Source organism: Aciduricibacillus chroicocephali (genome assembly GCF_030762805.1).
Taxonomy (GTDB): domain Bacteria; phylum Bacillota; class Bacilli; order Bacillales; family Amphibacillaceae; genus Aciduricibacillus; species Aciduricibacillus chroicocephali.
In genome coordinates, this window is record NZ_CP129113.1 from 1,135,529 (window position 1) to 1,152,146 (window position 16,618).

Genomic DNA, 16,618 nt, shown 5'->3' on the forward strand with positions numbered 1-16,618 from the left:
GACTTCGTTCTTTCTGCTAGAATAAAAAAATGTGATCATGATTAAATTTTTGGAGGTATATTATAATGGCAGTAAAAATTCGTTTGAAGCGCATGGGTTCTAAAAGAAAACCTTTCTATCGTATTGTAGTAGCAGATTCACGTTCACCACGTGATGGTCGTCTAATCGAGCAAATCGGCACATACAACCCGATTACAAGCCCAGCTGATGTAACAATCGATGAAGCAAAAGCAATTGACTGGATGGCAAAAGGCGCACAGCCAAGCGACACAGTTCGCAACTTGTTCTCCAAGCAAGGTATTCTTAAGAAGTTCCACGAACAGAAGAACCAGAAGTAATTGCAGTTCAGCGCAGCGATGAAATCTCTCGTTGAATCGATTGTGAAGCCGCTGGCAGTTTATCCTGATGTGGTTTCGATTGAAATGATTGAAACCGATGGAAAGCTGACTTGCCAATTGCTCGTCCATCGGGAGGATGCTGGCAAAATCATCGGCAGAAACGGACGGATTGCCAAAGCAATCCGCAAGGTGATGGAAGCAAGTGCACCTGATATGAAGGTATACTTGGATATAAAGAAATGGGAAGGGACCGAATGAGGCCTTTCCCATTTTCCTTTTTAAGAGCTCTTTTGGTATAATTGTAACAATTGCCAATGAGAGAGCGAGGTTCTGACTATGAACATTATGAAAAAGGTTCTCATCAAGCAAGTAGTAACAGAGCACAGCAAAGCAGCTATGAGGAAGAAGTTCATCAATCATAAATTGCAGCTTGAACAAGAGTGTCAACAACTCCGATTCGAACAGCGTAAATTGGAAAATAAGCCGGGACTCAGTAAAAAAGAGATCGCAAGGCGCTTTCAGTCCGAAATCGGCAGGAGACAAGATGAAATCAGGATTACTGAATTTAAGACTGAACAGTTGGATATCCTTCCTGATGGAATGGAAATGATTGAACGGGAAGTTGAAGCTCTTGTTGAAGTCAGTCCGGGAATGCAATGGGATGAGCTGATGGAACCCGGTGCCATCGTTGTAAAAGACGGTATTGTAATCAGAGTTGAAAGCGGCAGGTGAAGGGCAGATGGAAATGGAACTATTAAATGCAGGGAAAATTGTTAATACTCATGGAATTCGCGGCGAAGTTAAAGTACTGCGGATCAGCGATTTTGATGACAGATTTAAGCCAGGTAATATTCTTTATTTAGAAGGTCCTGATAAGGAAGTTCAGCAGGTTACGGTAACTGCTCATAGAGTCCATAAAGGTTTTGATCTTATCTGTTTCAAGGAGTTTGGCAATATTAATGAAGTAGAAAAATTTAAAGGTTCTTACTTAAAGATACCGAAGACAATGCTTGAAGAGCTTCCTGATAATGAATTCTACTATCATGAAATTATTGGTTGCTCCGTATTTCTTCCAAATGGCGAGGAACTTGGTAAGGTAAAAGAGATCCTTTCGCCTGGGGCAAATGATGTATGGGTCATCCAGCGTCCTCACGGAAAGGATCAACTAATTCCTTATATTGAAGAGGTCGTTAAAAGTGTTGACCCGACAAGAAAACGGATTGAAATAGAACCAATGGAAGGATTGCTCGACTGATGCATATTGACATTTTGACATTGTTTCCAGGCATGTTTGATGGAGTGTTAAACGAGTCCATCCTAAAAAAAGCTCGTGAAAAAGGCAAATACAGCTGTGATCTAGTCGACTTCCGGAATTTCACCGAGAATAAGCACAACAAAGTTGATGATTACCCATTTGGCGGAGGAGCCGGGATGGTTCTAGCCCCTCAGCCTATCTTTGACTGTGTAGAATCGGTCACGAAAAAACGGGAGACGAAGCCTCGGATTATTCTTATGTGCCCGCAAGGTGAGCGGTACAATCAGCGTAAAGCAGAAGAACTGGCACGGGAAGAGCATCTTATTTTCCTATGTGGCCATTATGAGGGCTATGATGAGCGAATTCGTGAACATCTTGTAACGGACGAAATATCTATTGGGGATTATGTACTTACAGGAGGAGAACTAGGGGCAATGGTCGTTGTAGACAGTGTTGTAAGACTGCTTCCTGATGCACTGGGTAATTCTGAATCTGCGGTCGAGGATTCATTCTCGACGGGCCTTCTTGAGCATCCTCATTATACGAGACCCGCTAACTTCCGTGGAATGAAAGTACCAGAAGTCCTTACTAGTGGAAACCATGCACATATTGAAGAGTGGCGCATGCGTGAATCGCTCAGGCGTACACTTGAAAGACGTCCTGACCTGCTTGAAGAAGGCAATTTGACTGACTTGCAGAAAACTGTGCTTGCTAAGTTGAAAAACGAGCAATAAAATTGTCTCTTTTGTATTGTGTCAAGCCTCATCGTATGTTATATTAATTGATGTATTTGTTGTAAATAAACGATGTTCCGCTGTCATCTAACTTATATGGCAAGAGCATTGGTTTGGAAGGAGAAAAGCAGATGCAAACACTAATTGAAAGCATCACAAAAGATCAGCTTCGTACAGATCATCCGGAATTTCGCGCAGGGGACACTGTAAAGGTCCACGTTAAGGTTGTCGAGGGCAGCCGCGAGCGTATCCAGGTTTTCGAAGGTGTTGTAATCAAACGCCAAAACGGTGGAATCAGTGAAACATTCACAGTAAGAAAGATTTCTTACGGTGTTGGTGTTGAACGTACATTCCCAGTACACTCCCCGCGTGTCGATAAAATCGAAGTAACACGCAAAGGACGCGTACGCCGTGCGAAATTGTACTACTTGCGCAACCTTCGTGGTAAAGCTGCAAGAATCAAAGAACGCCGGTAATGAAACAAAAAGGAGCTTAGCATGGACATGCAAAGCTCCTTTTTTTAATGGGAGCAACCGCTTTCAAACAACTAAAATATGATCGAACCAAGGAGGTCGCTCATGACTGAAACGAAGAACAAAAACGAGTGGTGGGAATGGATCAAGGCAATTTTAATTGCTCTTGTTATATTTGGTGTTGTAAAGATCTTTCTATTCGAACCAATTGTAGTGGATGGCCCTTCGATGCAGCCGACCCTTCACAATCGTGACCATATGATAGTGAACAAGATTGGATATAAGATTGGTGAACCGCATCGTTTTGACGTCATTGTTTTTCACGCTTCTGATAAAAAAGATTTTATAAAACGTGTCATTGGACTTCCAGGAGACCACGTTGCCTATAAAGACAACCAACTTTATATAAATGGGAAGAAAAAAAATGAGCCGTTTTTTGACAAATTGAAAGATAGACCGCTTACAAATGATTTTCAGCTTGAAGATCTGCCAGGAGCATATGAAACGATTCCGAAAGGTTATGTGTTTGTACTTGGTGATAACCGTACGAACTCTACTGATTCACGGATAATCGGTCTTATTCCGATGGATAAGATAGTCGGTAAAACGAGTGTTATCTACTGGCCAATAAACCGAATGCAAATTTTGGGGGAATAAAAAATGACAATTCAATGGTTCCCGGGACATATGGCCAAGGCAAGACGGGAAGTTTCTGAAAAATTAAAGCTCGTCGATTTTGTCATTGAACTTGTTGACGCCCGTGCACCTGCCTCAACCGAAAATCCAATGTTGAAGGAAGTAATCAAAGATAAGCCAAAACTTGTCGTCATGATGAAGAGAGATCTTGCTGATGAGGAAATGACGAGACGCTGGCTTGATTTTTATGAGAATTCGGCGCGTGCCATCTCCATTGATGCTAACAATAAAATGGATATAAAAAAACTGATCCAAATGGCTAAACAACTTGGTGATGACAAAATGGAAAAACTTCAAAAAAAGGGTATCCAGCCACGACCTGCTCGAGCAATGATCGTCGGAATTCCTAACGTAGGGAAATCGACTCTGATCAACCGACTTGTCAACAAAAAGGCAGCAAAAACAGGTGACCGCCCTGGTATTACGAAGCAACAACTTTGGGTGAAAGTAGGAAATGATTTTGAGCTTCTTGATACACCAGGTATTCTATGGCCGAAATTCGAAGATGAAGAGGTAGCGTATCGACTTGCTGCGATTGGTACTATTAAAGATCAGCTTCTGCCGCTTCAGGATGTAGCTGCTCATGTAATCACGTATGGTCAAGAACATTATGAGCATATGATAGAAGAACGCTATGGAATTACAAGTGACATGCACGATATGTGGGATATATTTACACTCATTGGCAAGAAGTTTGGTGCGCTTGAAAGCGGCGGCCATGTCAATTTTGAAAAAGTAGCGAATATTGTGCTTCGCGATCTTCGGACAGGTAGACTTGGCAAAATTACTCTCGAACAAGTTTAGGCTTAAAAAACAGTCTGCTTATGACGATATAAAGTACAGGTGAAATTATGGAGAAAAAATCAATTTCAGAAATTAAGACATTGCTGGAAGAAAAGCCGCCTAGTGCGGCTTTTCTTGCACAATTAAAAGAAGATCCGCGCAAAGGTGTACAGCAAATTCTTACAAAGCTGCAGAAAAAGCAGGAAAAAGAAACGGAACTGCGCAACCAATTTATACAGATGTGCCTATTTGAGAATCGGCAGAGGGAAAGAGGATACCGTTTTATTGCGGGTATCGATGAGGCAGGCCGCGGTCCTCTCGCAGGTCCTGTGACAGCAGCAGCCGTTATTCTTCCGGAAGGTTTCTTTTTGCCGGGTTTGAATGATTCAAAAAAACTTACTGAGAAACAAAGGGACCATTATGCTGCAGTTATAAAAGAAGAGGCTGTTTCTTGGCATGTTTCAGTCATTGAAGCAGGGGAGATTGACCGAATCAATATATTTGAAGCTACAAAAAAAGCAATGCTTACAGCAATTGAGCGCTTGCAGCCTGAGCCGGAATTTTGCTTGATAGATGCAGTACGACTTACATATCTCCGCTGTCCCTCGGAGTCAATTGAAAAGGGAGATGCAAGAAGTGTTTCGATTGCTGCCGCGAGTATTTTGGCAAAAACGGAGCGCGACCGCATTATGCTAGCGTTGCATGAAATCTATCCCCAATATAGATTTGATTCCAATAAAGGCTACGGAACAAAAGACCATCTTGAAGGTCTTGCGAAGTTCGGCCCTTCTCCATGTCATCGCCAATCTTTCTCGCCGGTAGCACAGGCGACAACAATACACCAAAAAGGATGAGCGTGATGAGCCACAATCGCATAACCGGCCAGCCGGTTCAAGGGACCACTACTTTACAGACAAAAGAAGTGTCTCTCCGAACTGGTCAAATTGTTGATGGCAAAGTTGCCAAATTGTATCCAAACCAAAAAGCCCTAATACAGATCGGTGGCAAACAAATGGTTGCACAGCTTGAGACAGGGCTTTCAGTTGGTGAACGCTATCATTTTCAAGTGAGTGTTGAGGAAGGAACGGTTTTCCTTAAGGTGATAGGAGAGCAGTCTTCCAGGGACACTGAACAGAATATTGCCAACCTTTTGACCAAACTTGGTTTACAGTCAGGCAAGGCTGAACTTGCCTTGACAAAAAACCTCTTGAATTCCCATATTCCTGTCGAAAAAGAACAGTTACGACAGGCGTTTGCCTTATTAAAAGAAGCTCCGGATAAAATAGCTGCTGCTGAATTGATCAAAACGATGGTTGGCAGCAGAATTCCTCTAACAAAAGACATATTCCTCGCATTGTTTATGAAAGAGACAAAAGGGCTAAATGAAGTTGTGAGGCAAGCGCTTTCACAATTTGTGAAGGCGGCAGAATCACAATCCCAAATAAAGCCCGGTAATCTCCTGGAAGATAGCAAGCAGTTGAAGGGTGGCACACTTTGGGAAAGACTTCAGAACAAATTCGCTGAGACAGTCAGTAACAGCAAAACTGGTCTGAACATCCCTCAAGCACGTAATGCCACATTGACGGATGGCACCCTGATTACAAGCCAGTCAAAGGCGTTAACTTCAGCGATTGAAATGCTGGAAAGGATGTCAAGCCGTCCTCACTTTATGACGTCGCTGACCGTTAAGCAACTCACTCCGCTTCTGACGGAAAATACGGCATTATTTAATGCTGTTAAGGAAGCTGGTTTAATTAACGGTGAAACTACTTTTTCTACATGGAAAAGCGAGTGGACATCGTTCATCCAGAGAAATGCCTCTACTTTTAAGGAAGCGACTCCGTTATCTTTAGAGATGCTTTCTGGAAAAGAAAATGTACTTAATGTGAATGGGCAAACTGCAAGTACATTGTTCAAATCCTTGCAAACTGGAATCTCATCAATAACCAATGAAGTCCAGACCAAAGAGCCGCAACTGCAAGCCTTGCAGCAGAGCCCTCTGGAAAAAGTCCAGCAGACACCAATTGGATCGGAACAGAGAACTATTAACTCCGATGGTTCTCCGACTCGTTTTCCACTGCCTTTTAACTTGTCAGAAAAAGAAATTGCCCTGGCGCTGGACAAGTGGATTGGAGTGAAATCAGCTCAACAAACAGCTGCAAGCAGCCTTTTATCTGAGTATGGACAGGAGCTGCGTAATGCTGCATCTACAAATCAATCATTGCCTCAAAACGTCGTTGGAAAATTGGCGCAGGATGTTGAACAGAAACTGTTGCCTTTGCTTCCGGCCAAAGCAGCAGCTGCGATAAAGGAGCAATTGGATAGAAACCCGCAAATGGTTGAAAAACTCATTGCTACGCTAGAAAAGTTTACAGCCCTTAAAACAGATTTAACTCAGCTTGAAAAAATTCACACAAAGCTCCAATCCGGAACATTATTTACTCAACCACAGCCTAAAGAGCAGTTTCTTGGTGCTATCAGGCTAATGATTGATGAAACAGGGCTTACTCATGAAGAGAATATTTTCAGAGGAGAGACAAGCAAAGTGTCTCAAGATTTGAAGTCACAATTACTCCTATTGGATAAAGCTCCTGGCCAGCCGTCGCAAGTTCAAGAAGCGGGCAGGCAAATGCTTCAATTCATCAATGGCTTACAATTACAGTCAGTTTCTCAGTCCGAACACTTAATCCAAGCCTCAATGATGCTTCCAGGAGGAGCACTTGGACTTGAAAGCGATGCCCGTCTCGACTTTGAAGGGAAAAAAGATAAAAATGGGGCGATTAACCCTGAATTTTGCAGAATCCTTTTCTACCTAGACTTGCAAAATCTCGAAGAAACGATTGTCGATATGAATGTGAATAAAGGGAATGTCTCCGTTACGGTTTATAACGATCATGATCTTATTTCTTCTGTTGCTAGAAGGTTCGTACCCCTGCTGGAAAAAGGACTTGAAGAGATGGATTATAAGCTTGCTAGCATTAGCATTAAATCCAGATCGGCAAGAGAACAGGTCGATCGTTCTTCAAATAGTGCTGCTAGTGTCGTACAGCGAGGTAATAAATCCGGAAAGGTGGATTACCGCATATGAATGAGCAGCGAAAAAAAGCAGTAGCGCTCAAATATGATACTCAGCAGCATACCGCTCCTAAGGTTGCGGCTACGGGAAAAGGGCTTACGGCTGAGAATATTATCCAAAAAGCGAAAGAGAGCAATGTACCGATTATGGAAGATGCTTCGCTTGTTGAATTGCTTGGGAAATTGGATATCAATCAAGCAATTCCAGAAGAACTTTATCAGGCAGTTGCTGAAGTGTTTGCCTACATTTACAAGACAGACCAGGACATAGGCCGCAAAAAACATTCATGATTAATGAAGTAATGTCATAAAGTATAGTTCAGAGTTTCAACCTTTCATTATGTTTCAGAAAGCAGGAGATACGGATGAACATACATGAATATCAGGCGAAAGAAATATTAAAAAGTAAAGGTATTCCCGTGCCGATCGGCTTTCCTGCAATGACAAAGGAAGAAGCCGACAATGCCATTGATGGTATGGATGCACAGGTCATAGTTGTAAAAGCACAAATTCATGCAGGCGGCAGAGGAAAAGCTGGCGGGGTCAAAATCTGTCATACGAAGGAAGATGCAAAGGCGGCCGCTGCTGAGCTGCTGGATAGAGAGCTTATTACGAAGCAGACAGGTCCAGTAGGAAAAGTAGTTCGCAGATTGCTAATTGAAGAAGGCTGCGAAATAGAGCGTGAATTTTACTTAAGTGTGGCAATGGATCGTTCTCAATCGAAAATTGTTTTAATCGGCTCTGCAGCAGGTGGAATGAATATAGAAGAAATAGCCAAAAAAGAACCAGAGAAAATTTGCCGCGAAACAGTGGACCCGGCATTTGGACTCTCGGATTTCCAGGCACGCCGCCTTGCGTTTGCGATGGGATTGCCCGCAGCTTTGGCGAGAAGTGGAGCTAGTTTTATAACGAAGCTTTACAAGTTATTCGTTGATCACGATTGTACTATTGCAGAAATTAACCCTCTAATTGTTACTAAGGGTAACGAGCTAGTAGCCTTGGACGCTAAGTTGAGTTTTGATGATAACGCATTGTATAGACACCCTGAACTGAATGAGCTGAAGGATGAAACTGAAGAGAATCAGCGTGAAAAGGAAGCGGCCGAACACGAACTCAGCTATATTGCATTAGATGGCAATATTGGCTGTATGGTTAACGGAGCAGGACTTGCAATGGCTACCATGGATATTATTCGTCATCATGGTGGTACACCGGCAAATTTCCTTGATGTTGGTGGAGATGCTACAGTAGAAAAAGTAACTGAAGCATTTAAGATCATTTTGAAAGATCGGAATGTGAAGGGGATTTTTGTTAACATTTTTGGCGGCATTATGAAATGTGACATCATTGCATCTGGGATTGTTGAAGCAGCAAGAGCTACAAACCTTCAGCTGCCACTCGTTGTCAGATTAGAAGGGACAAATTCTGTAGAAGGGAAAAGAATTCTTTCTGAATCTGATTTAACGATCATTCCGGCTGATTCGCTTGGTGGAGGAGCAGGAAAAATTGTATCACTTGTCCGTTGATATATGTTCATTCAATGTTTGTTTGAGCATTCCTGGAAAGGGTGGATGTCATGAGCATTTTGATCAACCGAGATACTAGAGTGATTGTACAGGGGATAACAGGATCTGCCGCTCATTTTCATGCAGAACAAATGCTTGATTACGGTACCAAAATCGTTGCAGGTGTGACACCAGGAAAAGGCGGCAAAAATGTGCTCGATATACCTGTTTACAATACAGTAAGAGAAGCACAGGATAAAAGCAATGCCGACGCTTCAGTTATCTATGTACCAGCTCCGTTTGCAGCTGATGCAATTATGGAGGCAGCAGAAGCTGGCATTAAACTGCTCATTTGCATAACAGAGCATATACCTGTGTTGGACATGATTAAAGCAAAGACCTTTGTTAAAGAAAAGGGTGCCATTTTAATTGGTCCAAATTGTCCAGGAGTTATTACGCCGGAAGAGTGTAAAATTGGCATTATGCCCGGACATATACACAAAAAAGGTTCTGTTGGGGTTGTTTCTCGTTCTGGTACATTGACCTATGAGGCTGTACATCAGCTGACTGAACATGGTCTGGGCCAATCTACTGCTGTAGGAATCGGGGGAGATCCTGTAAGTGGGACTCATTTTATCGATATTCTGCAGGCTTTTGAGAATGATAGCGAAACAACTGCTGTTCTCATGATTGGTGAAATTGGCGGTACACAGGAAGAAGAAGCGGCTTATTGGATCAGGGACAATATGACGAAGCCAGTCGCTTGTTTTATTGCGGGAAAAACTGCACCACCTGGGAAGAGAATGGGGCATGCAGGCGCCATTATAAGCGGTGGCAAGGGTACGGCAGCAGATAAAATTAAAACTTTAAAAGAATGCGGTATTACAGTTGCAGAATCTCCGGCAGAGATGGCCGACGCATTAATTAAAGCGATGAGTTTAGCGAAATCTTGAATAAAAAAATTACTTTTTAGCACTGAAAGAGGACAGCAATTTGTCCTTTTTTCAGTGCTTTTTGGTTGTTTTTCACTTTGCGATCAATCAAATTTCTGATTTTGTATTTTTTTCAATACGTGTGCGATCCGGTAAAATCATTGAAAGGAATTTATGGAAAAGAGGAATCTTTGAATGCGGTATAGAATGATACATATGATGAGATGCAGAGGAATGACGAGGCGACTTGCCAGAATTATTTTACAAGATGATCGAGAGTTGCAGCGGGTTTATGAGCTGAGTTCAAAGGATATAACCAACTTGTATAATCTAGCACCTGAGCGGGCCAACAAGCTTCATTCGGATTTGCATTGCATGAGATTGCAAGAACAGATTCGGGAAGAACAGAAGCGTATTAAAATATTAACGTGGTTTGACCGCGAGTATCCTCCCTTGCTGCGATTAATAAAAGATGCTCCGCTCATCCTTTACGTTTTAGGTCGTGACCATCTGTTAATACAGCCAGCAATCAGTGTTATTGGAACACGTAATCCGTCGGCAGGGAGCTCTCATAAAACAGCTGCGATTGTTGATCCACTTACAAAGGCAGGCTTTTGCATTGTAAGCGGGCTTGCGAGTGGAATAGATGCCCAGGCACATGAACGCGCTCTTACTGTAGGAGGAAAGACAATCGCTGTACTAGGCTCAGGTTTTAACTACATTTATCCGCGAAATCATCTGCCTCTTTCAAAAATGATTGCCAATACTGGTTTACTGCTATCTGAATATCCCCCGGATACTCCGCCGAAAAAGTATCATTTTCCAGAAAGAAACAGGATTATTAGTGGGCTATCCTTCGGAGTTGTTGTAATAGAAGCACTTTCAAGAAGCGGTACAATGATTACAGTAGATCAGGCACTTGATCAGGGAAGGGAGGTTTATGCCATGCCAGATTCCCTGTTTCTTCCTCAATCTGCAGGTTGTCACGACTTGATTGGGCAAGGCGCGAAGCTTGTTACATGTGGGTCAGATATCACTAAGGACTGGGTGGATTTTGGGGCAAGGCAGTATGAACCTCATCTTAAGCACTTTGTGCATACATTTGACAAAAGTGATTGATGTATTTACTATTAGTGAAGATTTCCAAATATATTACAGGAACCTCAATTGGGAGGCATTTGATATGTCAGATTATCTGGTAATCGTGGAATCGCCTGCAAAAGCGAAGACGATCGAACGATACCTTGGAAAGAAATATACAGTGAAAGCATCTATGGGGCATGTCATCGATTTGCCTAAGAGCCAAATGGCTGTGGATGTTGAAGATGGCTATAAACCGAAATATATTACGATTCGCGGAAAAGGCGATATCCTAAAAGACTTGAAGAAATCCGCAAAAAAAGCGAAAAAAATATATCTAGCGGCTGACCCCGACAGAGAAGGGGAAGCAATTGCCTGGCATCTTGCCCATGCATTGAATGTAGATGAAGATTCCGATTGTCGTGTTGTATTTAATGAAATTACTAAAGATGCAATAAAGGAGTCTTTCAAACATCCGAGGTCAATTAATAAAGATCTTGTAGATGCTCAACAGGCGCGTCGTATTCTTGACCGGCTTGTCGGTTATAATATCAGTCCATTATTATGGAAGAAAGTGAAGAAAGGCTTAAGTGCTGGCCGAGTTCAGTCGGTGGCCGTTAAGATGATCATCGACCGAGAACGGGAAATCGAGAACTTCGAACCTGAAGAGTATTGGTCTATCGAAGCACTGTTTGAAAAAGATGGTGAAAACTTTGAAGGCAGCTTCTATGGCATAAACGGTAAAAAGCATGATCTTAAGACAGAAGACGATGTCAAGGAAATCATGAATGCTATGTCTGGAAGCAAGTTTGACATCAGTAAGGTAAACAAAAGAGAACGTAAGAGAAATCCATCACTTCCATTTACAACTTCATCTCTCCAGCAGGAGGCTGCACGCAAGCTGAACTTCCGAGCCAAGAAAACGATGATGGTAGCTCAGCAGCTTTACGAAGGAATTGACCTTGGGAGAAAAGCCGGAGGAATTACAGGTCTTATCACGTACATGCGTACAGACTCTACACGTATTTCTGAGACGGCAAAAGCTGAAGCACGCGGTTTCATCGAGGAACAATATGGAAAAGAATACCTCGGTACGAAAACTGGAAGCGGGAAGCAGAAGGAGGGCGCACAGGATGCACACGAAGCAGTACGCCCTACATCAGTCTCTAGGACACCACAATCACTGAAAGGCATCCTTTCCAATGACCAATTGAAACTTTATAAATTGATCTATGAACGTTTCCTTGCAAGCCAGATGGCGTCAGCAATTATGGATACGATGACAGTCCATTTGCTAAATGGCGAAGTTGAATTCCGGGCAACTGGCTCAAAGGTCAAGTTCAAAGGCTTTATGAAAGTATATGTCGAAGGCAGTGATGATAATAAAAAGGAAGAGGAAAAATTCCTTCCACAGCTTGAAGAAGGCATGACCGCTGATGCTAAGGAAATCAACCCGAATCAGCATTTCACGCAGCCGCCTCCAAGATATACAGAAGCAAGGCTTGTAAAGACTATGGAAGAGCTTGGAATTGGTAGACCGTCCACATACGCGCCAACGCTTGACACAATTCAGCGCCGTGGTTACGTGAGCATGGATAATAAACGTTTCATTCCTACTGAGCTAGGGACGATCGTAAATGAGGTCATGCAGGATTTCTTCCCGGAAATCATTGATGCTGAATTTACTGTAAAAATGGAAGGCGACCTTGATACAGTAGAAGAGGGCAAACTACAATGGATTGATTTGATAGACGGATTTTATCAAGGCTTTTCGAAAAGGCTTGAAAAAGCGGAAATTGAAATGGATAAGATTGAAATCCGTGATGAACCGGCTGGAATCGACTGTGAAGAATGCGGCCATGAGATGGTTTATAAAATGGGACGCTACGGCAAGTTTCTCGCTTGTTCAAACTTCCCAGATTGCCGGAATACGAAGCCAATTCTAAAAGAAATTGGAGTCAAATGTCCGAAATGCAAAGAAGGCAATGTTGTAGAACGAAAATCGAAAAAGCGCCGAGTATTTTATGGGTGTGACCGTTTCCCTGATTGTGACTTTGTATCTTGGGATAAACCAATCGCCCGGCCATGTCCGAAATGTTCAGGCCTGCTTGTTGAGAAGAAAGGCAAGAAGGAAACACAGATTCAATGTGTGGAATGTGACTACAAAGAAGTGGCACAAAAAGCATAAAACAGAGATGAACCCGTCAGCTTAGGCTGACGGGTTTTTGTAAGTTTCAAGCTATAAAAACAGGGAAGTAACTTTCATATAAAAGGAGGAGATTGATTTGCATCTGAAAAAACACTTATTTGTAACAGTAGATACCCAGGAGATTAGAGAGATGTCGATTCCAGAAAGCGGAATTGAATATGAAATCATTGCAGATTATGATGACGTGCAAGAAATTAAGCAACTCTTCCAAGGTCAGAATCGGGAGACTTTTAAAGCTCTTGGTTATTTAAGCAAGCCATTTGATGAATGGGGAGCCGATGATAGACGGGCCGCTTATGATGCAGATCTTATTCTTTTATACAGAAAGATATTTGAAACGGGCACTGAAAAGACAAGAGAAGAAATTAGAGAAATGGGTATATTGGAATAAACAAAAAACGTGAACTAGCATGTTAAATCTGAATGTTTGACTATCGAACCTAGAAGGTTTATAATTCCTTCTTGGTAACATATGAATATGACATAAACAGTTCAAAAGCAGGTATTTTTTTGTGAAGCATGAACTATTTCAGAATCTTGTTACAATTTTGTTAAATTGATTGCACGGCCAATTCCTGTATGTTATGATTTATAGCGTTGAAAATGAGGTGATGCAGTGAAGCCCGTTCACAAATCGGAACTGCAACGGCTATTCAAAGATTATTTGCAAGTTGAGAAGAATGCCTCACCGCATACAGTCCAGGCCTATTTAAAAGACCTTGCTGATTTTTTTCAGTTCATGGATGCGGAAGGCTTACTATTGGAAGATATTGATCAACATTCCACCCGCTTGTTTTTAACTGAATTGTACGAGAGAAAGCTGAGTCGCAGATCGGTGTCGCGTAAGATATCCAGTTTGCGCAGCTTTTTTAGATTTTTGGAACGGGAGAAGGTTGTTTCTGCCAATCCTTTTGTTGTGCTTTCTTTGCCTAAGCAAGATAAGCCTGTGCCAGGTTTCTTGTATGGAGAAGAGCTTGATTCATTGTTCAAAGTAAACGATTTATCAAAACCGCTTGGACAAAGAGATCAGGCTATCCTAGAGACTTTGTATGGAGCAGGGTTGCGAGTCAGTGAGATTGCAGGACTGGAACTGCGTCATCTTGACTTGTCGACATGTACACTACTTGTCAGAGGTAAAGGCAGCAAAGAACGCTATGTGCCTTTTGGTGAATACGCTAGGGTAGCACTTGAGCGCTACATATATCAGGGCCGGGAAGTACTGCTCGGAAAAGCTGAAAAAATTACTGAAATGCTTTTCTTGAATAACCGCGGAGGGGCTCTGACTGAACGGGGTATCAGACTTATTTTGAAAAAAATGGTTGAAAAAACAGCACTTTCAATTCATGTCCATCCTCATAAACTGCGCCATACTTTTGCAACACATTTGCTTAATGAAGGCGCTGATTTACGGTCGGTTCAAGAGCTTCTTGGGCACTCGAGTCTGTCTTCAACGCAAATTTATACGCATGTTACGAAGGACCGGCTGCGTAAAGTATATATGAACAGCCATCCGAGAGCATAATAATTGGAGAGGTGATTTGATTGTCCAATGAGATACATGCGACTACAATATTTGCAATTCAGCATGAAGGCCATGCTGCCATGTGCGGAGACGGCCAAGTGACACTCGGTAATTCTATTGTCATGAAGCATACAGCCAAAAAGGTACGACGTTTATTTAATGGCAAGGTTCTGGCGGGGTTTGCCGGATCAGTTGCCGATGCTTTCACACTATTTGAAAAGTTTGAGGCCAAACTTGAAACGTTCGACGGCAATCTTTCCCGGGCTGCTGTAGAACTAGCGAAAGAATGGAGAAGTGATCAAGTATTGCGCAAGCTTGAAGCAATGCTTATCGTCATGGATGCGGAGAAAATGCTTCTTGTTTCTGGGACGGGTGAAGTAATTGAACCCGATGACGGAATTCTAGCCATTGGTTCCGGCGGCAATTTTGCCTTGAGTGCCGGCAGGGCTTTGAAACAGCATGCCCCACATTTATCGGCGGAAGATATTGCAAAAGCAGCGTTAGGTATCGCAGCAGATATCTGTGTGTTCACGAATCACCAGCTTGTGCTGGAAGTTCTTTAATCAAGGAGGCCGATTGGAATGGCATTGGATTTGACCCCGCGGCAAATTGTTGAACAATTGGATCGTTATATTGTTGGCCAGTCTAAAGCTAAGAAATCTGTGGCAGTTGCGCTTCGTAACAGATACCGAAGAATGAAACTGGAGGGCCAGCTCAAGGAGGAAATCATTCCAAAGAACATTATGATGATGGGTCCTACTGGAGTCGGCAAAACAGAAATTGCCAGACGGTTGGCCAAACTTGCTGGTGCACCATTCATCAAAGTTGAGGCGACCAAGTATACAGAAGTTGGGTACGTAGGGCGCGACGTGGAATCCATGGTTCGTGATCTCGTTGAAATGTCCGTTCGAATGGTTAGAGAGGAAAAAATGGAGAGTGTCCGATCACAAGCTGAGGAAGAGGCGAACAATCGTCTTGTTAAGCTGCTCGTTCCGGAAGCGAAAAAGTCGGCATCAATGAAGAATCCTTTTGAAATGCTTTTTGGCGGGGATTCATACTCTTCTGATCAGGAAGACGAAAAACCAGATGAAGAAATCAGCTCTCGTCGAAATCGTATCAGGCATCAGCTTGAGATGGGCGAACTTGAAGACCATATGGTTACCATTGAGATTGAGGATCAATCGCCATCCTCCATGTTTGATATGCTGCATGGTTCGGGTATGGAGCAAATGGGAATGAATATGAATGACGCCTTTGGTTCGTTTATGCCAAAGCGCCGAAAAAAACGCCGTGTTCCTGTTGCAGAAGCTAGAAAGCTTCTTGCTCAAGAGGAAGCAGCCAAGCTTGTGGATAGTGATGAGGCATCACAGGAAGCTGTACAGCGTGCGGAACAGTCAGGGATCATTTTCATTGATGAAATTGATAAGATTGCTGCCAAAGGTGAACAAAGTGCTAATGTTTCAAGAGAAGGAGTTCAGCGGGATATACTGCCAATTGTTGAAGGCTCCACTATCACAACAAAATATGGTCCGGTAAGAACCGAGCATATGCTGTTTATTGCGGCTGGGGCGTTCCATATGGCAAAACCTTCTGATCTTATCCCCGAGCTACAAGGTCGCTTCCCAATCCGAGTTGAGCTGGATAAACTATCTATTGAAGACTTTCAGCGTATACTTAGAGAACCTTCGAACGCTCTGTTGAAACAATATGCAGCATTGTTGGAAACTGAGGGGATAAATATAATCTTTACTGACGAAGCTATAGAAAGAATTGCACAAATTGCTCATGAAGTTAATCAGGAGACCGACAATATTGGCGCAAGGAGACTTCACACAATATTGGAAAAACTTTTGGAAGACCTTTCTTTTGAAGCGCCGGATATTCATATGTCAGAAATAAAGATCACCGCATCTTATGTTGATGACAAATTAAATGACATAGCAAGAAACAAAGATTTAAGCCGCTTTATTTTATAGAAGGCTATAAGCCGGCAGCAAGCTGAAAACGGCTTACTGT

The 16,618-nt window shown here is 42.6% G+C and carries 19 protein-coding genes; all 19 read left to right on the forward strand.

The genetic code is table 11. The annotated features are described in order from the left end of the window. Positions 1 to 65: 65 nt before the first annotated feature. A complete protein-coding gene (gene rpsP / locus QR721_RS05910; protein WP_348029530.1) occupies positions 66 to 338 on the forward strand; it encodes a 30S ribosomal protein S16 in 273 nt (90 codons plus the stop codon). Then, a complete protein-coding gene (locus QR721_RS05915; RefSeq protein ID WP_348029531.1) occupies positions 339 to 596 on the forward strand; it encodes a KH domain-containing protein in 258 nt (85 codons plus the stop codon). A gap of 78 nt (positions 597 to 674) precedes the next feature. Further along, positions 675 to 1,070: a YlqD family protein gene (locus QR721_RS05920; protein WP_348029532.1), complete on the forward strand. Its 396-nt coding sequence runs from the start codon at positions 675 to 677 to the stop codon at positions 1,068 to 1,070. 7 nt (positions 1,071 to 1,077) lie between these two features. Then, positions 1,078 to 1,593 (forward strand): ribosome maturation factor RimM, encoded by a 516-nt coding sequence (gene rimM / locus QR721_RS05925; protein ID WP_348029533.1) that lies wholly within the window; start codon positions 1,078 to 1,080, stop codon positions 1,591 to 1,593. Further along, entirely contained in the window at positions 1,593 to 2,327 is a 735-nt protein-coding gene (gene trmD, locus QR721_RS05930; protein ID WP_348029534.1) for a tRNA (guanosine(37)-N1)-methyltransferase TrmD, read from the forward strand. Before rimM ends, trmD begins: the two co-directional genes overlap by 1 nt. Positions 2,328 to 2,458: 131 nt before the next feature. Further along, positions 2,459 to 2,803, forward strand: coding sequence for a 50S ribosomal protein L19 (gene rplS, locus QR721_RS05935; protein WP_348029535.1), 345 nt, complete (start codon positions 2,459 to 2,461; stop codon positions 2,801 to 2,803). Between the two features lie 102 nt (positions 2,804 to 2,905). Beyond that, positions 2,906 to 3,457 carry a signal peptidase I gene (lepB, locus tag QR721_RS05940; protein ID WP_348029536.1) on the forward strand — a complete coding sequence of 184 codons (552 nt, stop codon included), beginning with the start codon at positions 2,906 to 2,908 and terminating at the stop codon, positions 3,455 to 3,457. Positions 3,458 to 3,460: 3 nt separating this feature from the next. Further along, positions 3,461 to 4,300 (forward strand): ribosome biogenesis GTPase YlqF, encoded by an 840-nt coding sequence (ylqF, locus tag QR721_RS05945; RefSeq protein ID WP_348029537.1) that lies wholly within the window; start codon positions 3,461 to 3,463, stop codon positions 4,298 to 4,300. A 47-nt stretch (positions 4,301 to 4,347) separates the two neighbouring features. Beyond that, positions 4,348 to 5,133, forward strand: coding sequence for a ribonuclease HII (gene rnhB / locus QR721_RS05950; protein ID WP_348029538.1), 786 nt, complete (start codon positions 4,348 to 4,350; stop codon positions 5,131 to 5,133). A gap of 5 nt (positions 5,134 to 5,138) precedes the next feature. After that, positions 5,139 to 7,367, forward strand: a complete 2,229-nt coding sequence (locus QR721_RS05955) for a hypothetical protein (protein WP_348029539.1) — start codon at positions 5,139 to 5,141, stop codon at positions 7,365 to 7,367. Then, a complete protein-coding gene (locus QR721_RS05960) occupies positions 7,364 to 7,645 on the forward strand; it encodes an EscU/YscU/HrcU family type III secretion system export apparatus switch protein (protein ID WP_348029540.1) in 282 nt (93 codons plus the stop codon). The genes QR721_RS05955 and QR721_RS05960 overlap by 4 nt, the downstream gene beginning before the upstream one ends. A gap of 74 nt (positions 7,646 to 7,719) precedes the next feature. Further along, positions 7,720 to 8,880 carry an ADP-forming succinate--CoA ligase subunit beta gene (sucC, locus tag QR721_RS05965; protein WP_348029541.1) on the forward strand — a complete coding sequence of 387 codons (1,161 nt, stop codon included), beginning with the start codon at positions 7,720 to 7,722 and terminating at the stop codon, positions 8,878 to 8,880. Positions 8,881 to 8,930: 50 nt separating this feature from the next. Then, the gene (gene sucD / locus QR721_RS05970) at positions 8,931 to 9,812 is read left to right on the forward strand and encodes a succinate--CoA ligase subunit alpha (RefSeq protein ID WP_348029542.1); all 882 of its coding nucleotides are present in this window, start codon (positions 8,931 to 8,933) and stop codon (positions 9,810 to 9,812) included. Between the two features lie 354 nt (positions 9,813 to 10,166). Further along, a complete protein-coding gene (gene dprA / locus QR721_RS05975) occupies positions 10,167 to 10,910 on the forward strand; it encodes a DNA-processing protein DprA (protein ID WP_348029543.1) in 744 nt (247 codons plus the stop codon). A 64-nt stretch (positions 10,911 to 10,974) separates the two neighbouring features. After that, positions 10,975 to 13,059 (forward strand): type I DNA topoisomerase, encoded by a 2,085-nt coding sequence (gene topA / locus QR721_RS05980; RefSeq protein WP_348029544.1) that lies wholly within the window; start codon positions 10,975 to 10,977, stop codon positions 13,057 to 13,059. 97 nt (positions 13,060 to 13,156) lie between these two features. Continuing rightward, positions 13,157 to 13,471, forward strand: coding sequence for a hypothetical protein (locus tag QR721_RS05985; RefSeq protein WP_348029545.1), 315 nt, complete (start codon positions 13,157 to 13,159; stop codon positions 13,469 to 13,471). Positions 13,472 to 13,696: 225 nt separating this feature from the next. Next, the gene (gene xerC, locus QR721_RS05990) at positions 13,697 to 14,602 is read left to right on the forward strand and encodes a tyrosine recombinase XerC (RefSeq protein WP_348029546.1); all 906 of its coding nucleotides are present in this window, start codon (positions 13,697 to 13,699) and stop codon (positions 14,600 to 14,602) included. Between the two features lie 80 nt (positions 14,603 to 14,682). Then, positions 14,683 to 15,165, forward strand: a complete 483-nt coding sequence (hslV, locus tag QR721_RS05995) for an HslVU peptidase proteolytic subunit (RefSeq protein ID WP_431189534.1) — start codon at positions 14,683 to 14,685, stop codon at positions 15,163 to 15,165. 18 nt (positions 15,166 to 15,183) lie between these two features. Continuing rightward, the gene (hslU, locus tag QR721_RS06000; RefSeq protein ID WP_348029548.1) at positions 15,184 to 16,578 is read left to right on the forward strand and encodes an ATP-dependent protease ATPase subunit HslU; all 1,395 of its coding nucleotides are present in this window, start codon (positions 15,184 to 15,186) and stop codon (positions 16,576 to 16,578) included. Positions 16,579 to 16,618 lie beyond the last annotated feature (40 nt).